The following is an 18,625-nucleotide window of genomic DNA, read 5'->3' on the forward strand; positions in this document are numbered from 1 at the left end:
TACCGGTTTACTAAACCGATGTACCTTAGTATAAAGAAGATGTAAGCGCTTTACAATAGGTTTGATAAAATAATCTGATTTTTTTATCATCATTCTTTTCTGAGAGGATTTATTTGAAAAAAATATGACAATGATTCCAAACGATAATGAAGGCTTAGATAATTGAATTATCTAAGCCTTCATTATCGTTTAATTTAGTTTAAAAATAATAGCTTCCATTCACTCTGATCTATCATCCCCATCAGGCGGTGGCCATGCGCTAATCAAACGGCGTGCATAGACAACTTGTCCCGCATGATAGCTGTTGTGATTGATCAGCACCATCAGCAAATCTGCTGCTGTTCTTTTTCTGCCGCCGAGACCTTCTTCCAAAGAATCTTTTGATGCTTGCTGCGTCGCTTGCCCTAGGCCTTTTAAAAACTGAGTCACTGCCTCTGTATATTGTTGTTCGTTTGAAGGGAATGGAGAACCTGGCCAAGACTCTGACAAGTCCTGAGGGCTTTCCGGCTCCTCTTCACGAAGCTCCGCTAAAATGAATTCCTGCCAGTAATTCATGTGAAACAAAAGTTCCCATACGGAATGGGGGCTCCCTTCCGGCTTTTCTCCAGCCATTTCCCAACTTAGGCCATTAAACAGCAGATCTGTCTGATAGTGAGCATACTTTCCCTGAAGTCCATTCTGTAAATAACGATTGATCATCATCGATTCCTCCTCACCTTATTAATTGTTTAATTCCCCAAAAATCATAAAAACCCTTTTCTTTCCTTCTCTGTTTTTGTATGTTTTCAGTACTGGAAACAGAAGTTCAGATGGCCTCACTACTCACTGGTCTCGTGCAAAGTCACACTTTCAATATAATGGATGTAGCGTCTAAGTTCTTTCGACTGCTCTCTCGTAACATCTCCGGCTACATACATCTTATAAATTTCAGATCGTCCCATATCCATCACAATGACCCGCAATTCCTCTTTCTGTAATTCGTATTTTTCATCATACAAGGCTTCCGGTGTTTTTAATCGGCTGACCATCTGCTTATAATCCGAAACGACGGCTTCCACAATTTCTTTCGGCTCGTATTTCTTTGCATAGTTTTCGAGCCCCAGCAGAGCTGACTGCAAAGCCTCCAACTGGATTTCACGCCCTTCTTGAAATTCAATCAGACGTGTTTCTTCTTCTTTTAGGTTTTGTCCTCTGAAACGTCTCCATGCCCTGATCAGTTTCCCTTGCAGATACAGCATGGTAGAACGCGTATTATTGGCAAGTACTTCTTCACGGCGGTCCAGAGATTTCTCGAATGCTTCGTATATTTCTTGCTTCATTTCTTTTTTGCGATAAAGCTCCTGGATGTATTTGCGTTCAAGCCTTAACGCCTTTAACCGGACTTCCCGCATCTTGCGCTGATATTTTTTATTTGCCTGGGCGGCCGTATCTTCTTCCGGCTGAATTTGTTGGAAACGTAATTTGTATTCTTCCATCAACTCATAAGCGGCGGCTTCATTCTCTTCCGTAATTTCGGATTTTATTTTTTTAATTGAGGCCAGCAGTATCCGCCTCCGTGCCTCCTCCAAATCCATCTTCAACGTATCTTCACCGTCGGCCAATTGTCCTTTACTGAGCATTGGGAGGAAAATCGTCGCCACAATCAATGTAAAGAGAATCGTTCCGGCTGCCAGAAAAAGAATAAGTGATCGGTTCGGAAAAGCTTCTCCATTGTCCATGAGAAACGGCAGCGACAATACACCTACCATCGTTACTGTTCCGCGTACCCCTGTCAAGCTGACGTACAAAGTCAATTTCAGGCTCGGCTTTGCCGCTTCTTCCATTTTGCCGAAGCGGAATTCATACACAGAGAACAGATATGCCCAAATAAACCGGATTCCCAGAATCATGATGCCAATAGCGGCAACATAGGAAAAAATTAGCCACAGGCTGGTGTTTGGATTTTCCAAAACTCCGCTCATCGAAGTCGGGATATTCAGACCCAACAATAAAAAGACGATCCCATTCAATATAAAGATGATGATTGTCCAAAGATTTTCTGTTACAACCTGTTCTTCGGCAATTAAAGTCTCTGTCTGCTCCCTTACCAGCGCGTGGACGATTCCGGCGACCACTACTGCAATAACTCCGGAGGCGTGCAGAATGTCTTCTGTAACAATGAAAATCAAAAATGGTGTCATGATCTGCAGTAAGGTGTGGAAGGTAACATCATTTATTCCCTGCTTTCGCAAGACCAGACGAATCCCGATGATCAATAAGCCCAAAGTCAGCCCCAACAGTCCGCCCGCCACAAATTTATATGAAAAATCCAATACGGCTTCTGATAAGGAAAAGTAACCGGTGACCACAGCGGCTACAGCATAATTGAACGCCACAAGACCTGACGCATCATTAATCAGGGACTCTCCCCGTACCAGACTCAACACCTTCTGGGGAATCCGGATGCGCTGCGCGATGCCATTGACCGCCACAGGATCTGTCGGAGACAGGATAGCCGCTAAAGCAAATGCAGCCGCGAGAGGAATTTCCTCTATCAGCCAGTGGATAAAGTATCCTCCCACAACAGTCGTCAGCAGCACCAAAATGATGGCATTGCCCAAAATGGGTCCTTTCATCCGCCACAGTTCTTCCCTTGGAAAGTGGCTGCCGTCATTGAATAGCAGCGGTGCGATGAACAGCAGCAAGAACCATTCCGTTTCGATATCAAAAGAAATGTCCTGATAAAGCAACACCAAGACAATACCGAGGGCAATCTGGATTAAAGCAGTCGGGATAAAAGGGATGTAATGGCTCACAACATTGGATATCAATAGGCAAATCAACAAAAGAAAAATCGTAAGCAATAAGTCCATGGCTGTTCTCCATTCTGCTCCTGGCGCGAATTCTTTCCATATGAGTAATTCATGTATACCCAAAATCATCTTCTGAGTATGCTTTTTCTGATTTATTTCATTTAAAACCCTGCTTGGATATGCTGCATTCCACCTCTTTTTTTCTGTAAGAAAAAGAGGTTGGATCAAAAGATTCGGGTATACTCTTTTTAACTGACATCAGGAGGTGCCGTCATGTTCTATCTCAGTCTGGCATTTATCATCGGATTTATGATTATTCATATATTTACGAATTACATCAAATTTTTGGACCGGAAGCCTAAGAACCGGCTAATGTCATTCGTCTCGGGAGGTTCAATCGCTTATGTCTTTCTGCATCTGGTTCCCGAATTGACGCATTACCAGGAAGTGGCTGAAGAAGCTCAATTGGCTTCTTGGCTGGAAAGCCTCGATTTCGTCACCTATTTAGTGACGCTGGCCGGCATTGCATTTTTCTATGGGATCAGCCAACTAAACGATAAATCCCAAGAGAAAAATGAAAAGGAAAAAGACATCACCCGGCCTAGCAAGCCGGTATTTGCACTTGAGATTGTTTCCTTCTCTTTATACAATATGCTCATTGGCTACTTGCTGGTGGATTTAAGCGGTGAAAAGCTCGCCGATTACTTCATCTATTTTATTGTCTTTTCATTTCATTTTATCGCCAACAATCGTGTACTACACTTGACCCATGAAGATTTATATACCAATATCGGCCGTTGGATATTGGCAGCTGCAGTGCTGGTGGGCTGGTTGTTTTACAATTACACTGAAACTACCGAGCTGAATATCGCTTTCTTTTCCGCATTTCTCACAGGAGGCGTCATCCTGAATATTTTAAATGATGAACTGCCGGTTGAAAAAAACAGCAGTTATCCCTCTTTCCTTGCGGGCCTTGCCTTCATTACTATCCTGCTGCAGCTCATTTTGTAAAAAGCTGGCTCTTGCCATTACTGACTAATGGCTGTGCTATCGGGGGCAGGTTTATTTTATATGTTAAAGTGGTACAAAAGATATATGCAATATTCTAAAAAGTCTGTTATTAATGAATAGTATGAGTTGTTTTGACAGAAAAATAGGCAAAGTGAAACAAATCGCTGGAATGGGGGAATATCTGATGAAGATTATTGTAGCAGGTGGAGACGGATTTTGTGGTTGGCCCACTGCCTTGCATTTATCTCAAAAAGGACATGACGTGTCCATCATCGACAGCATGGTCAGAAGACAGATTGACGAAGAACTGAGATCAAACTCACTCACACCCATCGCCAGCCTTGAAGAACGGGTGGCTAAATGGCATGAACTGACTGCCAAAGAAATACGTACATATGAAGGCGATCTTCAGGATTTTGATTTCCTGAAAAGCGTCCTTGAAAAAGAACAGCCTGACGCGTTCGTCCATTTTGCAGAGCAGCGATCTGCTCCGTATTCCATGATCGACCGTGAGCATACGGTCTATACACAGGTTAATAATGTGGTCGGAACATTGAACGTTCTTTATGGCATAAAGGATATTGTTCCCGATTGCCATTTGATTAAGCTCGGAACCATGGGCGAATACGGGACACCCAATATTCCAATCGAAGAAGGCTATTTGGATATTGAACATAAAGGCCGCAAAGATCGGCTGCCATTTCCTAAGCAACCCGGGTCCTATTATCATCTTTCCAAAGTCCATGACAGCCACAACATCATGTTTGCCTGCAGGGTTTGGGGGATTCGCGCAACCGATTTGAACCAGGGAATCGTTTACGGGCTATCGACAAAAGAAACCGAGCTGGATCCAATTTTGGCCAATCGGCTGGATTACGATTCCGTGTTCGGAACTGCATTGAACCGATTTATCATCCAGTCAGCCATCGGGTTTGATTTAACCGTCTACGGAAAAGGCGGCCAGACACGCGGCTTCCTGAATATCGAAGACACGGTTCGCTGTATAGAAATTGCGGTTGAAAATCCAGCTGACTCAGGTGAATTCCGTGTATTCAATCAGTTCACGGAAGAGTTTTCAGTAATGGAACTGGCGCAGATGGTCCAGAAAGTAGCAGCAGACGAGGGCTTGACTATCGGACTTTCCCACTTGGAAAATCCCAGGGTGGAAAAAGAAGAGCATTTCTACGAGGCTGTTAACACCAATTTATTGGATTTGGGATTAAAACCTCATTTATTGACCGAGAATGTCATACGTGAAATTTTAAAAACCGTTATTAAACATAAAGATCGTGTCATCAAAGAAAACGTCCTGCCAACCGTGACGTGGAAATAAGTAGCGGTTGATCCATTGAACTTTTACGTAGGGAGTTGTTTCGATGAAGATCATGATCGTCACTGAGACTTTCTTGCCCTCTACCGACGGCATCGTTACTAGACTGACAGCTTGTATCCGCTGGCTTCATCGGGATGGACATGAAGTACGGATTATTGCCCCGGAATTGGGTGTGAAAGAATATGACGGAGCCATTGTCCAAGGTGTTCCTGCATACGCTTTTCCTTTTTACCGCTCCAAAAAATTCGCTTTTCCGAACCGCCTGGTGAAGAAATATATGGCCGACTTCGAGCCGGATATCGTTCATGTCGTCAACCCTGCGGTTGTCGGCTATTCAGGCGTGAATTATGCTAAAAACCTTGGCATACCGTTGATTGCTTCTTACCACACGAATATCCCTCAATATATGTCCTATTACAAGCTTGGCAAGTTGAATTGGCTGATGTGGTGGTTCATGAAAAAAATGCATAATAAAGCAGATCTCAACTTATGCACTTCGCAGACTGTTTTAAAGGAATTGACAGAAAAAGGGTTTGAACGGATGCAGGTATGGAAGCGCGGTGTTGATACGGAGCAATTTCATCCAAGACATTACACAGCTGAAATGCGTACCCGTTTAAGTGGTGGACAAAAAGATAAAATCCTTCTTCTTTATGTGGGGCGTTTGGCCGCTGAAAAGGAAATCGAAAAAATCCGAGATGTTTTAACGGAATCGAATCGATTTTGTTTGGCAATAGTAGGAGATGGCCCTCACCGAAAAGAACTCGAAAAACATTTCAAGGATACACGGACAGTGTTTACCGGCTTTATACACGGGGATGAACTGGCTTCAGCTTTTGCTTCAGCAGATGCCTTTGTCTTTCCTTCCACAACTGAAACGCTGGGTTTGGTCATTATGGAGGCCATGGCTTCAGGTCTGCCGGTAGTGGCGGCAGAAAGCGGCCCCACAAAAGAACAGCTTACAGATCGAAGAAACGGTCTGCTCTATGATTCAAAAGATCCCAAAAGTTTCAAAGACACCGTCCGTCTGCTTGAGGATTCCAGCTTCCGGCAACAACTCGCACAGCAGGCAGCCGCAGACGTATCCGACCTGGGATGGGCGGCTGCCGCGGAACAAATTCGGGATTTATACAGCCAGATAGCCGAAGCAAAAGCGGCGGAATCTTTTCAGGCTGCTGAATAAGAAAATCCGGATTGTCCGGAGAACAGAGGGATGCTATGGAGAACAGCGAAAAACGGCGGACTCCTGTTCAAACCCTGCAATTTACAGTGATCGGCATCTCCAATGCAGCTGTCGATATTGGTTCGCTCAATTTACTGTTGCTGCTGCATCCGACTGATCACAGCGTTACATTGACTCTATTCAATACCATTGCCTATAGCCTGGCAGTGGCCAATAGTTATATATGGAATTCGATGATTACTTTTCGCCATACGGCTAGAGGCACCACCAAACAGCGTTTCGGTTTTTTTCTGCAAGCCCTGTTTAGCCTGTTCATTAATAATGGCGTTTTCCTGGGGTTCAATTTGCTGTTTCAATTCATTGGCATGCCTGCTTGGATTCGTCATAACCTGGCAAAAGGATTGGCAATGTTCGCTTCATTTTCAGCCAGTTTCCTCATGATCAAATACCTCGTATTCAAAGACGATCAACGCCGTAAGCAGCAGAAGTAGAATAACGAACCTCTTCATCAAAGCTTTTTTTGTTGGAGAGGCTTTTTCATGTCTTATGCATCCAGTCAGCAAACAGAATTCCTAAGGCTCATTAATATATATAGGCATCCCCATCCTGCACCAAAGGGTTTAAACTTCTTTGCGATTCGGGTAATTGATATTATCTTCAAAAAGGTGGGATGGTTATGCGAATTTCCTGTATGGGCAGTCTGCTCATTTCAATCATACTTTCAATTATCTTGACGATTCTGCTGAATCTGCTGTTTTTCTAGAGATCACAATACACGCGCTATCGAACAATAATAGCGCGTGTGTCTTCTTAGTCCTTCAGAATCTCTTCCTTTAATTCTTTCAATCCATTCTGAAATACGTGATCGCTTCCTGACAGTTCCTTTACTGTTGCACTCGGCAAATTTTCTTTATACTTTTCAAGATGTTTGAAAGGTACAATTTCGTCATCGGTGCTGTGGAAAAGAACAACATCAGGTAAAAGTGAATTTCGGGACACAAAATCCTCTGCCAGCGTAAAGTCCTCCAGTTGCCAATCCGCATCGATTCCCCAAAAAGGTGCTGCAATCGTAATGACTTTGGCAAATGACTTTCCAAGCTCCTCTTCCGATAAAAACTTCAATAGAGCCGAGCCCCCTATGGAATGTCCCACCAATACCGCTCCATCATCCAAAGCTGCAATCTCTTTTTTTAATACGTCCTTCCACGGCGCGTACTGTGGATCTTCCGGGTTCGGCATTTTTGGAGCATGCACCTCATAAGCTGATCCCAATTCATCTTGCAAATACTGCACCAACCCCGCGCTTCCCTGTTGTTCTCCTTGAGGGCCGGCACTGTGAATGAATAAAATTTGCTGCGCCATTGCAACCGCCTCCTTTTAGTTCATCCCGAAGCCAAAAGCAGTTTGCCGCTAAAGTTATTTTCATTTACTATTTCTCCGTTATTTCGTTTTTCAAACATACCCTTTCTGCTCCGATGCTGATAAACTACAGGTATCTAAAGATATCGTAACGTTATAGACAGGGGGTGAATTCAATGACGGACAACACCGACATGGAGCATGGGTTTCCAAGAAGCATCGGAAAGCCGGCACAACGAGCGTTGCTGGCAGCCGGCTATCATCGACTTCAGGATTTGACTTCAGTCACTGAACAGGAGTTGCTCAACTTGCATGGCTTCGGGCCAAAAGCATTGGGCATTCTGCGTGAGACACTTGCTGCGCAAGGCATGCGTTTTAAATCATAATCACCCCAGTTCCCGCCTGTCGAATTATAATAAGGGAGAGATCGCTTATGAGGAAACCTGGAAGAATCATCTTGTTGATCGTTTTCTTTTTACTCTTAGCCGTTGGATTAATCGCCTTATTCGTCAACGCCTTTACCGCAGGGAACAAGCGTTCAGAAACTATGCTTTTTGAAGAAGAAATCCGGGACATCTTCATTTCTGCAGAAAATGCGGATGTGACGGTACTCTCTTCCGAAAACGAAAGCACCGCTATTGAATTATCCGCAAGCAGTGATGATTTCAATTTATCGACTAGCCTCGAAGGCACAGAACTCACAGTAAAGGTCAGCGAAACTTCCAGTTTCCTAAATTCAGGATTGCTGGATACTTCCGTATTGACTGTCCATGTACCACTGGTGAATTCCAGGACCCTGGATATTCAAAGTGGCAATGGAAATCTCAGAATCTCAGAAATCGAGCCTTACGAAGTCTCCGTTTATACTGGAAACGGGAAAATCGAAATACACACTGTCTCTGCTAAATACTTCATTGCTGACACAGGGAATGGCGATATCAGTGTGAAAGAAAGTGATGCCCAAATGGTGAAATTGAGCTCCGCGAATGGAAATATCCATTTGGAGAATGTTTATGCTTTTAATGATTTACTTGCCACTTCCTCAAATGGCAGTATCGATCTGCAGGTTAGCGACCTGATCTATCCCATCGAATTTAAGGCAAGCAACGGTGACATTACCATCCAAACCGACAACAAGCCGATGCAGGGTTCTATTGAAGCCACAGCATCAAATGGAACTATCGATATTTTTGGAGATGATTCTGAAAGAATCACATTCGACGGGACGTTTCCCCTCTTAAAAGTAGAGGCCGTAAACGGTGATATCCTTGTGGAATAAATTTGCGTTACACGAATGAAAACTTTACATTTCTGTTTTGGATACGATTCACTCGCTTCAGTAGGGCTTTGTTGTGTTTGATCCCCAAAAGGCCTTTCGTAAAATCAGTGATGATTTCACGAAAGGTTTTCTATTAAGTTGCTAATTTCCGATTCCCTTATTTATCTGTTCGCTTTTCATGCATTTTTGATTTTGATCAATAACGCGAACTACAGCATCCCCTTGAGTTTAACTTCCTATATTCTCTCTTTCTATACTTGAAGCAAATGACCTATAAAATTATTCGAAATTTCTTTTTTTTCCTGATTCATTTATACTGGAAATACAATAGGCTTTTCTCGATTCCAGATTGTGAAAATTCCAGACCTGATTACTGCTGGGAGGAGAGATTAAATTATGTCGCGTCAGTCTTATCGAAAAGAAAAAAATCAGCTGATCTACACACAGCAGCATCTTGCTAACGAACGTACCTACCTGGCATGGATCCGTACCGTCATTTCAATAGTTGGCGTTGGCTTTCTGGCGACCAGTCTGCATTTCACTATGGGCGTTACACGCAATCCATTAGTTGATGTCTTTACTATTGCACTTGGTATCTTTGCCTGTATATTCGGTTTAACTGTTATTTTTTCAGCAACTCAAAACTATAAAAAGAAACGCCAGCAAATCATCAATGAAACTTTCACACCTTCGAATATGCATATCACCTTGATTTCTTCTATGTTGGCTATCATGATCATCATGGTCATCATTTACTTTTTCATGATTATGTAAGCTGTCTCTGTCCCTACAGATTTACAGCAAAGGAGCACACATTATGGATCCATTGGATATACTTGAGAACTTACATAACGTTAAACCCGCTTTTCAACCAATTATCAGCGCCGTCAAACATACCGTCATCGGCTACGAAGTTTTAGGCCGCTTCCAGTTTGAAGGCGCCTGGATCAGTTTGGGGGATTTCTTTCATGATGAAGATGTGCCGGATGAATACAAAGTTGAAGTCGACCAGCACCTCCTAAAACTGGCAATCAGCCAAATGCTCGACTCCGGCAATGATGGTCTGCTGTTCATCAACCGGAATGCCCGGCAATTGCTGATTAACAGCGGTGAAGATTTTCTGGAGACTTTGCTGGTATACGCAGAACAAGGCTTCTCCATGAACCGGATTGTGCTCGAAATTACTGAACATGATTTTGATCAGGATTTCGATGTGCTGGAACATTTGCTGATTTACTATAAGACTTATGGCATCCAAATCGCCGTCGATCATGTGGGGGCAAAAAGCTCCAATATCGATCGAATCCGCCAACTCAGGCCTCATATCCTAAAAATTGATACCAGCTTCGTCCGGAATGCCAATCCTGACGTCTTCCAGGACGTCATCCAAACCTTGTCTGGGCTTGCACGCCGTATTGGCGCCAAACTTTCTTATGAAAATATCGAAGATAATTACCAATTGTATTTCGCTTGGAAACACGGCGGCCATTATTACCAGGGATATTATTTGGCAGAGCCGGATTTCGAACTGCCGCTGAATGGCTGCATTCCGAGTGATGTGGGAGAAAAGATCAAGGCTTTTGTTCAACGGGAAAAATCGATGGTAGAAGGACGTTACGCTTTTACGGCCAGACGGGAAGAGAAAGTGAAGAAGTTGATTTCAAAATGGCATGGTCCAGAAACAGCAGACCATTTTATCGAAGCTGTGGCTGAGTCATTCACTGAAGAAAGTTTCCGCTTATATATTTGCAACAGCGACGGCCTACAAGTGTCATCCAATTATAGAAAACATGGCAGCCAATGGGAAATAGAACCGGATCAAATCGGTTCACATTGGGCATTCCGTCCGTTTTTCCTTGAAAATACGATGCGCATGAAAACATGGAATAAAGGGATTTTATCAGATATCTATTCGGATATCGAAACAGGTGAACTGATTCGTACATTCAGCTATCCCTTATCAGAGGACTGCTATTTGTTCATTGATATCAGCCATGAGTTTATTTCCGAAAGAGATTACCTTCTGTTTCAGTAGTCGATAAATCGGGCTTTGTTCTGCTGGAATCAAGACTATATAAAAATCTTTAACCGGTTAATACATTTGAAGAAAGAAGGAGAAAAGAAATGGCACAGTCCCTGCAAAACTCTTTGGAACTGCAAATTTTTTTTGATACCCATAGTATCGAGTTTGAAGATAGTCTCTTAAATGAAGCAGTCAACGTTAAGGATAAAATTGATGAAATTTTATCGATCGGCAATATTGACCTCGTGACAAATGCCCATAAATTGGTTATTTTCATTATCGATGGCCAAGAAAGAGAGTTGGAGTTATTCGCCCAGCAGGAAGGAATCGCTTGGGCGACCCATTCCATCGAACTTTCCTTCAAACTGGAATGGGTGCAGGCTATTCGCCGTACATTCTGGAATTTCATCGAACAATTCAATCATTCCGTTCCACCAGAGAAAGCCATGGACTTTTTCCGTATGGAGAAAGAAGTAAACACACGAGTCGATTCGTTTTTGAATGCGTTTTTCCTCAGTTATTCTACATATAAGGATTCTTTGCTTAAAGCACACCGTCAACTGGTTGAAAATCTTTCAGTTCCGATCATCCCCATCAATAGTTCCGTCTGCATTTTGCCATTGATCGGTGCCGTCGATACGAAGCGGACATCCATTATTGAAGAAAAAGTACTGACGGAAATCGGTGACGCGCATATTCAAACGCTGATCATCGACTTATCAGGAATCGCCCATATGGAAACCGAGGTCATCCACCATTTGATGAAAATTATGGATGGCACAGCCTTGATGGGCTGCAGTACAGTCATTACTGGCCTGCGCGCAGAAGTTGTCCGCAAAATGATCCATTCACATTTGAAGTTTGATGAAAAAACAAAGACATTCGGCACGCTGCAACAAGCCTTAAAAGAATACTTAGTTGTTTAAGCAGCAAAAAACCTCTCCACAAACTGGAGAGGTTTTTTATTAAACTGGATTCTTCATGAAGTTATCGTCTTTTCTGAAATTCCCCATGACTTCCATTGTTTCGCTGATGCTGACGAACGCATTGGGGTCGATGTTTTTGATCAATGGCCGCACAAATGCCAGCTCGTGGCGGCTGATCACGCTATACAGGACTTTCACTTTTGCTGCAGAGTATGCACCTTCGCCGTCCACGACAGTGATGCCCCGGTATAGTTTATCAAGTAATTCATTTTTGACTGCATCGCCTTGGTTCGTTACCACCATCAAGCTCAGCTTAATGTGGCGCGTATGGACCCGGTCAATCACCAGACCGGTAATATAGATGGATGCCATCGTATACATCGCCAGCTCCCAAGAGAATACAAATCCAGCTACGAAGACCACCGCACTGTTAAGTACAAAAACAAGGGCTCCAAGCGGAATATCCCGCTTCATCGACATCAAGAGGCCAATAACATCAAAGCCACCGGTTGAACTGTAGAAACGGATGATGATTCCCATGGCCACTCCGGAAATCACTCCGCCGAACACCGAAGAAAGCAACGCATCTTCTGTCAGTTTAACGACAGGAATGTATAACATCGAAACGGATGTCACAACAACTGAAAACAGGCTATTGACAATGAAGGTCTTACCCAGCTTCATCCAACCGACGACGAGGATAGGAATGTTCAGGACAATCATCCAGATCCCCGCATTCAAAGGGGTCACCAATCCCAGCATCATCGCAATACCGGTAACGCCGCCCGCCAATACTTCATGGGGCAATAAAAACATATTAAATGCAACGCCAAGGACAATCGAGGCAACAAAAATAATCAATAATCTCGTCCATTTATTCATAACCAAACTCCATTCTTAAGGCAAACCTTAGTTGCTCTATTTTGTTCAAACCACAAAAAAAGGCCGTGCGGCTGCACGTCACCTGAAGAGCAATTATCATAATGTAATCTTTTACTTTTCAATAAAAACTACGGGAAAGTGAATAAATTGTTCTTTTTTATAGTTAACCAATGTTTCATATTATAGTAGCTTAGGGGCAGGAAAAGCAAGTGTTTCTTCTTTTTTTTACACGCTGTTCACAAATAGAAAAGAGATACGGAATATCCACATTCCGAATCCCTCTATTTTCATTCCTTTTCTAATTGGTGAATTGCTTTTTCCAGCTCTTCCTTTTCTTCTCCCTTAATCTCCGGATATTGCGGATTCAGCTGCTGCAACACTTTGACCATGACCTCTGAAACGATATAACGCGAATACCATTCATCGTCTGCAGGCAGTGCGTACCAAGGAGCATATTCTGTCGATGTGTTGTTCAATATGTCTTCAAAGATTTCCTGGTACCCATTCCAATGCTGCCTTTCTTTGACGTCATTAAATGAAAACTCCCAGTTTTTTTCGGGGTTTTTCATGCGTTCAAGCAATCGGCAACGCTGTTCATCAAAAGACATATTGAAAAAGAATTTCACCACAGGAAATCCATTTTCCACCATATACCGTTCATAATCATTAATTTGCCGATAACGGACGTTCCAGATATCTTCATCGATCAATTCATCCGGAAGCGGTGTACCCCCAAGTAGATCGTGGACTCTCGGAGCAATCACTTCCTCATAATAGGACCGATTCAAAATTCCAATTTGCCCTCTGGCAGGCATGCCTTCCTGAAATCGCCATAAATAGTCATGGGCCAGCTCTGTTTCAGATGGTTTTTTAAATGAAGTCACTTTGAGTCCCTGTGCCGTTAAATTCGAAAAGATATATGTAATCGCTTCATCTTTTCCAGCTGCGTCCATCGCCTGTAATACGACGATGATTCCTTTCTCTTCTTGGGCATGCAATTTCATATGAAGTTCTTTCAGCTTTTTGACACTTTCCGGAATCAGTTTTTCTTTGAGTTCTTGTTCATTGTATTTACCATTAACGTTCGCAGGATAATGGGAGAGTTTTATCTTTTCATCTTTTTTGACTAAGTAATCGTCAATATTCATAATTCTCCTCCTTTATAAACTTCAACGAGTCGGGTTGAGTGGCCTACTGCCTACTTCTTCCATACCCTCCATCGGAATAGAAGTAACCGCAAAAAAACCGCAATCCTCATCTCGGGTCACGGTTTTTCTCTACATCGCCTATTGCATCTCACCTTCAACTGAAACCTGCCATTCGATTCCAAAGCGATCAGTCACACTGCCATACAAAGGGCTCCAGAAAGTTTCCTGCAACTCCATGCCGACTTTTCCACCTTCCAATAGCTTGTTGAAAACGCTTCGTGCTTCTTCGATCTCATCGAACAATAGAGTTACAGACACATTATTGCCTCTTTGAAAATTCGGCATTCCCATTCCCGGAGGAACGTCAGAAATCATTAACGTGTCACCGTTTTTCAAATTGATTTGTGCGTTCATCACCATATCCTTTACTTGTTCAGGCATGTCTTCCGCATCCTGCGCTTCACCGTAAGTCATAACGCCAACTAATTCTCCACCTAGTACCTCGGTATAAAAATGTGCCGCTTCCTGGCCATCCCCATCAAAATTCAAATAAGGAAACAATTTCGTGATCATCATTGCCCCTTCTTTCTGAAAACCCCATTTATTTTTCCTGCTGCAGTTCCTTCAAATATTCCTCCAGACGGTCGTAGGTTTGGGTCATCCCTTCAACAGCACCCATTTCGATTACACTCTCAAGCTCTTTTTCTGAATCGAACTTCGTAGCAGAAACAACTTTACATCCAGTGCCTTCCGCAAAAAAATCCGTTGTAATCAGCATGGTCGGCAGCCCTTCGACTTCATTTTCCTGTTCATCGGAAAATGTATCCACGTAAACGAGTCGGTTTGGCGGCTCAATTTCACGATAAACGGCTTTTCCCCAGGCTTCCTGTCCTTCCGGCGAGCGCATGCAGTAATGCCAGACGCCTCCAGGCTCCACCTCCATTTTGTAGACCGTCGTGTCCCAACCAGTCGGACCCCACCAGCGCGCAATATGATCCGCTTCCGTAAACATTGAAAATACCCGCTCTCTTGGTGCTTCAAAAGACCTTTCCAAGATCAGTTCCAATCCCTCGACTTTTGAAGAGACCTTGTTTGCAGACATGCTAAATCCTCCTTATCGTAATATTTGAAGCAATCAGCTCTGCTGCCTGATAAACGTAGGCAGTTTTCCTCCTTCCTTTTTTTTAGGTCAATACAGAGACTGATCAATTTAAGTCCTCTATACCCATTTAGTTTTTACAGTTAAAATTTGATGATGATCCGTGATGATTCACCTTTGGCCAAAATATCGAACCCTTTATTGACCTCATCCAATGTGATGAAATCCGTAATCAATTTATCGACAGGCAAGCGGTCTTCCTGGAACAGATTCATGTAACGCGGTATGTCACGGCTTGGTACGCAACTGCCCAGATAAGATCCCTTAATGGTCCGTTCTTCGGCTGTCAGCGATAAATAAGGAAACGAAAACTGATGTTCCGGATGCGGCAGCCCTGTTGTGACTGTAGTTCCGCCACGCTTGGTGACGGCGTAGGCGACCTCCATCGCCGGTACGACGCCCGCGGTTTCAAAAGCATAATCCAAGCCACCTCCTGTCGCTTTCCGTACTTGTTCAACGACATCCGGATCTTTGGAATTAAACACATCGGTTGCCCCTAGTTCCTTCGCCTGTTTCAATTTGGTTTCATTGATGTCCACTGCAACAACTCGACTGGCGCCTGCCGCAATTGCGCCAAGCAAAGCGCTGAGTCCTACTCCACCGAGGCCCACGACGGCCACGGTGCTGCCGAGTTTGATCCCAGCTGTATTAACCACTGCACCGACTCCCGTGATGACTGCGCAGCCGAACAGTGCCGCTTTTTCAAATGGAATATCTTTACTTACTTTGACGACTGAATTTCTTGAGACCACCGCATATTCCGAAAAAGCCGATACACCAACATGATGATGGACGGTTTCCGTTTCCGTGCTGAGACGATTTCCTCCACCGAGCAAGGTGCCCGCCGTATTGGAAGCTGCTCCAGGTTCGCATAAGGCAGGACGCCCTTCCCGGCACGGGCCGCATTGGCCACAACTTGGAACGAATACGCAAGCGATGTGATCCCCTGGCTCCAAGTCGGTTACGCCTTCTCCCACTTCAACGATTACACCTGCTGCTTCATGGCCCAAAGCCATCGGCAGCGGCCGCGGCCGGCTTCCGTTCATCACCGATAAATCAGAATGGCATAAGCTCGCCGCTTTTATCTGGATCAGCACTTCCCCTTTTTCCGGAGAATCCAATTCCAATGTTTCAATTTGTATAGGCTGGCTTTCCTCGTAAGGAGTTGAAGCCCCAATTTCCCGTAATACCGCTGATCTCACTTGCATATTCCCACCCTCTCCTCAATCAAATTTTCAAGACTCAATACAGTTTGATGCCGATGAACTTTACGTCCGTCATTTCTTCGATGGCATATTTGACTCCTTCTTTTCCAGTGCCGCTGTTTTTCACTCCGCCGTATGGAATATGGTCATAGCGCCGAACTGATACTTCATTGATCCAGACGCCTCCTGTATCAAGTGCATCCGCCATCCGCATGGCACGGTTGATATCAGCAGTGAAAACAGCCGCCTGCAGGCCGAAATCCGAATCATTGGCGTGGTGCACCGCGTCTTCTTCTGTAGTGAACGGCATGACACTGACAATCGGCGCAAATACTTCTGTACAGACCACTTTCATGTCAGGGGTTACGTCACTGACAATGGTCGGCTCCATCAATGTACCTCGGCGTTTGCCGCCTGCCGATAAAGTCGCACCTTGTTCGACAGCTTCCGTGACCCACGATTCTGCCTTTTCAGCCGCTTCCTCTGTGATCATCGGACCCATATCGGTCGACTCATCCAATGGATCGCCAGTTTGAAGCGCTTTCACTTTCTTTGTCAGCTTTTCGAGAAAAGCCTGATAAACAGCTTCCTGCACATAAATCCGCTGGGCAGAAACGCAGGCTTGACCGGCATATGTGAAGCCGCCGATTACAATGGCATTGACGGCAACGTCCAGATCCGCATCCTCAAAAATGATATTTGGAGCATTCGACCCCAGTTCCAAGGTAACTTTTTTCCGTTTGGCCATTTCATGTATTTTCCAGCCGACAGCACTGCTGCCGGTGAATGTCACCCGTTTGACTTTCGGATGGGTCACCAAAGTTTCCGCCAGCTCCTGCCCAGGACCCATGACAATATTGATCACCCCTTTAGGCAGTCCGGCTTTTTCGAACAGCCGGTAAAGAAGAACCGGGGACAGCGGTGTTTTCTCTGCAGGCTTTAAAACCACCGTATTGCCTGCCGCAATCGCCGGGGCGACTTTATGGAGCACCAGATTCAGTGGAAAGTTGAAAGGCGTAATGGCTGCCACTACGCCCAAAGAAACACGTTTTGACATGCCGATTTGATTTTCTCCACCGATTGCACTGTCCAGTGGAATCATTTCTCCATAAATCGATTTGGCACCCTCCGAAGCAAAACGCAGCACCTGCACCGCACGCGCTACTTCTACACGGCTTTCCTTGATGGGTTTCCCTGCTTCCAAAGACAGTAGATGGGCAAATTCATCGGCATCGATTTCCAGCAGATCAGCCGTTTTCCGTAAAATCGCTGCACGCTTATGCGCTGGCATTCTCTTCATGGTTTTGGTATAAACACGATGGGCACTGGCAACTGCATCAGCCGCATCTTCAGCAGTCGCACACGAAATCTTCCCGATTACTTCATTGTTATAAGGATTAATCACTTCAATTTCATCCCGACCATCTTTCGGCAATTCCTTACCATCAATAATGGAACCGAAATGGTATTTTCCGATTTCAATCATTACAGGTTCTCCTCCTTCTTCAGTTACAAAAACCCGGTTTCTTGTTGGAAATTCCGGCTTTACCTCAAGGACTCGTTACTTAATATAGTATGCCCTTTTCAAAAATTGTCAATATTCTGTCAATAAAAGATGGGAGTATCCTTAACTTTTTTCGTGCTCTCTACGCTAACTTCCGAGTAACGCATAAAAAAAAGAATTTCTTCACGGAGACCGAGAAGAAATTCTTTTAGTTGTATTGCCATTTAATTATCCTGCTTGGAAATCGGTGCAATTTCTTCGTCTGTCATCAGGAAGCCGTGGCAGTTCATCAGCACTTCCTTAAATTCAGTGGAAAGACGGGCTGCATCATAGGCACATACCGAAAGAGCTTTGATATGAGGCATAAGCTGTTCGATTTCGCATTCATATTCTTTGATATCTTTTATGATTTCCACTTCGTCCCGCCATTCAATATGTCCCCACGTGCGGAAGCTCTGTTCCTCTTCCATAAATGGACTGATCAAATCAGAGAAATAGGCAAGGATTGTCGGAGGATGGAAATTTCCGTTCCGCCAGTAAAACGTGAAATTATTGACGTAATGAATGTTCTTCAGCTGTTCTTGGGTAACAAGTTCTTCTACACGCTTTAAGATCTTTGGATAAAGGCGCTCGCTCTCAACGAAGAGGATTTGATCCCCATTCTCGATGCCTGCAATAATATAAGAGGCTGCATTGACAATATAACGCTCGAGCTCCTCCACATAATAAAAAACATGGGCCCCTTCAGAAGTCTGTAAAATATCTTGAATCTCTGTAATCTCTTTTTCCAAATGGTCGTTCCCCTTTTATCCGGCAAGTTA

At 44.0% G+C, this 18,625-nt stretch carries 19 protein-coding genes; 9 read left to right on the top strand and 10 right to left on the bottom strand.

The annotated features are described in order from the left end of the window. Nucleotides 1–219 precede the first annotated feature (219 nt). Together ACRC6Q_RS11770 and ACRC6Q_RS11775 are read right to left on the bottom strand one after the other, a co-directional pair. A complete protein-coding gene (locus ACRC6Q_RS11770; protein WP_431466590.1) occupies nt 220–699 on the bottom strand; it encodes a DinB family protein in 480 nt (159 codons plus the stop codon). Between the two features lie 119 nt (nt 700–818). Beyond that, on the bottom strand, nt 819–2,852 hold the full coding sequence (locus ACRC6Q_RS11775) for a Na+/H+ antiporter (RefSeq protein ID WP_431466591.1): 2,034 nt from the start codon (nt 2,850–2,852) through the stop codon (nt 819–821). 213 nt (nt 2,853–3,065) lie between these two features. On the opposite strand from ACRC6Q_RS11775, the gene ACRC6Q_RS11780 reads away from it, so the two are divergent. The 4 genes from ACRC6Q_RS11780 to ACRC6Q_RS11795 all read left to right on the top strand — a co-directional run bounded on the left by ACRC6Q_RS11780 (nt 3,066) and on the right by ACRC6Q_RS11795 (nt 6,810). Continuing rightward, nucleotides 3,066–3,803 carry a hypothetical protein gene (locus tag ACRC6Q_RS11780; protein WP_223635748.1) on the top strand — a complete coding sequence of 246 codons (738 nt, stop codon included), beginning with the start codon at nt 3,066–3,068 and terminating at the stop codon, nt 3,801–3,803. Between the two features lie 184 nt (nt 3,804–3,987). Further along, on the top strand, nt 3,988–5,136 hold the full coding sequence (locus ACRC6Q_RS11785) for an NAD-dependent epimerase/dehydratase family protein (RefSeq protein ID WP_223635746.1): 1,149 nt from the start codon (nt 3,988–3,990) through the stop codon (nt 5,134–5,136). A gap of 43 nt (nt 5,137–5,179) precedes the next feature. Beyond that, nucleotides 5,180–6,319, top strand: a complete 1,140-nt coding sequence (locus tag ACRC6Q_RS11790; RefSeq protein ID WP_223635744.1) for a glycosyltransferase family 4 protein — start codon at nt 5,180–5,182, stop codon at nt 6,317–6,319. A gap of 35 nt (nt 6,320–6,354) precedes the next feature. Further along, complete coding sequence (locus tag ACRC6Q_RS11795; protein ID WP_431466592.1) at nt 6,355–6,810, top strand: GtrA family protein; 456 nt, start codon at nt 6,355–6,357, stop codon at nt 6,808–6,810. A gap of 319 nt (nt 6,811–7,129) precedes the next feature. Here ACRC6Q_RS11795 and ACRC6Q_RS11800 read toward each other — a convergent pair whose 3' ends face one another. Then, a complete protein-coding gene (locus ACRC6Q_RS11800; RefSeq protein WP_223635740.1) occupies nt 7,130–7,681 on the bottom strand; it encodes an alpha/beta fold hydrolase in 552 nt (183 codons plus the stop codon). Nucleotides 7,682–7,854: 173 nt separating this feature from the next. Here ACRC6Q_RS11800 and ACRC6Q_RS11805 point away from each other — a divergent pair, with 173 nt between their 5' ends. The 5 genes from ACRC6Q_RS11805 to ACRC6Q_RS11825 all read left to right on the top strand — a co-directional run bounded on the left by ACRC6Q_RS11805 (nt 7,855) and on the right by ACRC6Q_RS11825 (nt 11,906). Then, complete coding sequence (locus ACRC6Q_RS11805; protein ID WP_431466593.1) at nt 7,855–8,064, top strand: DNA-binding protein; 210 nt, start codon at nt 7,855–7,857, stop codon at nt 8,062–8,064. Between the two features lie 47 nt (nt 8,065–8,111). Beyond that, complete coding sequence (locus ACRC6Q_RS11810; RefSeq protein ID WP_223635736.1) at nt 8,112–8,957, top strand: DUF4097 family beta strand repeat-containing protein; 846 nt, start codon at nt 8,112–8,114, stop codon at nt 8,955–8,957. A gap of 396 nt (nt 8,958–9,353) precedes the next feature. Continuing rightward, nucleotides 9,354–9,731 (top strand): YidH family protein, encoded by a 378-nt coding sequence (locus tag ACRC6Q_RS11815; RefSeq protein WP_223635734.1) that lies wholly within the window; start codon nt 9,354–9,356, stop codon nt 9,729–9,731. A 43-nt stretch (nt 9,732–9,774) separates the two neighbouring features. Further along, nucleotides 9,775–10,992 (top strand): EAL-associated domain-containing protein, encoded by a 1,218-nt coding sequence (locus tag ACRC6Q_RS11820; protein WP_431466594.1) that lies wholly within the window; start codon nt 9,775–9,777, stop codon nt 10,990–10,992. A gap of 89 nt (nt 10,993–11,081) precedes the next feature. Then, on the top strand, nt 11,082–11,906 hold the full coding sequence (locus ACRC6Q_RS11825; protein ID WP_223635729.1) for an STAS domain-containing protein: 825 nt from the start codon (nt 11,082–11,084) through the stop codon (nt 11,904–11,906). Nucleotides 11,907–11,945: 39 nt separating this feature from the next. Here the strand turns inward: ACRC6Q_RS11825 and ACRC6Q_RS11830 are convergent, their stop codons facing one another. The 7 genes from ACRC6Q_RS11830 to ACRC6Q_RS11860 form a co-directional block, all read right to left on the bottom strand. Next, nucleotides 11,946–12,788, bottom strand: a complete 843-nt coding sequence (locus tag ACRC6Q_RS11830) for a YitT family protein (protein WP_223635726.1) — start codon at nt 12,786–12,788, stop codon at nt 11,946–11,948. A gap of 287 nt (nt 12,789–13,075) precedes the next feature. Continuing rightward, nucleotides 13,076–13,936, bottom strand: a complete 861-nt coding sequence (locus ACRC6Q_RS11835; protein WP_223635723.1) for a PPK2 family polyphosphate kinase — start codon at nt 13,934–13,936, stop codon at nt 13,076–13,078. 138 nt (nt 13,937–14,074) lie between these two features. Beyond that, nucleotides 14,075–14,509, bottom strand: coding sequence for a VOC family protein (locus ACRC6Q_RS11840; RefSeq protein ID WP_223636036.1), 435 nt, complete (start codon nt 14,507–14,509; stop codon nt 14,075–14,077). A gap of 28 nt (nt 14,510–14,537) precedes the next feature. After that, complete coding sequence (locus ACRC6Q_RS11845) at nt 14,538–15,038, bottom strand: SRPBCC family protein (RefSeq protein ID WP_431466595.1); 501 nt, start codon at nt 15,036–15,038, stop codon at nt 14,538–14,540. Between the two features lie 140 nt (nt 15,039–15,178). Continuing rightward, complete coding sequence (locus ACRC6Q_RS11850; RefSeq protein WP_431466596.1) at nt 15,179–16,303, bottom strand: zinc-dependent alcohol dehydrogenase family protein; 1,125 nt, start codon at nt 16,301–16,303, stop codon at nt 15,179–15,181. A gap of 34 nt (nt 16,304–16,337) precedes the next feature. Next, nucleotides 16,338–17,786 carry an aldehyde dehydrogenase family protein gene (locus tag ACRC6Q_RS11855; protein WP_431466597.1) on the bottom strand — a complete coding sequence of 483 codons (1,449 nt, stop codon included), beginning with the start codon at nt 17,784–17,786 and terminating at the stop codon, nt 16,338–16,340. Nucleotides 17,787–18,028: 242 nt separating this feature from the next. Next, a complete protein-coding gene (locus ACRC6Q_RS11860; RefSeq protein ID WP_223635711.1) occupies nt 18,029–18,595 on the bottom strand; it encodes an MEDS domain-containing protein in 567 nt (188 codons plus the stop codon). Between the last annotated feature and the right edge of the window lie 30 nt (nt 18,596–18,625).

The organism is Planococcus sp. SE5232 (assembly GCF_050686535.1).
Taxonomy (GTDB): Bacteria; Bacillota; Bacilli; order Bacillales_A; family Planococcaceae; genus Planococcus.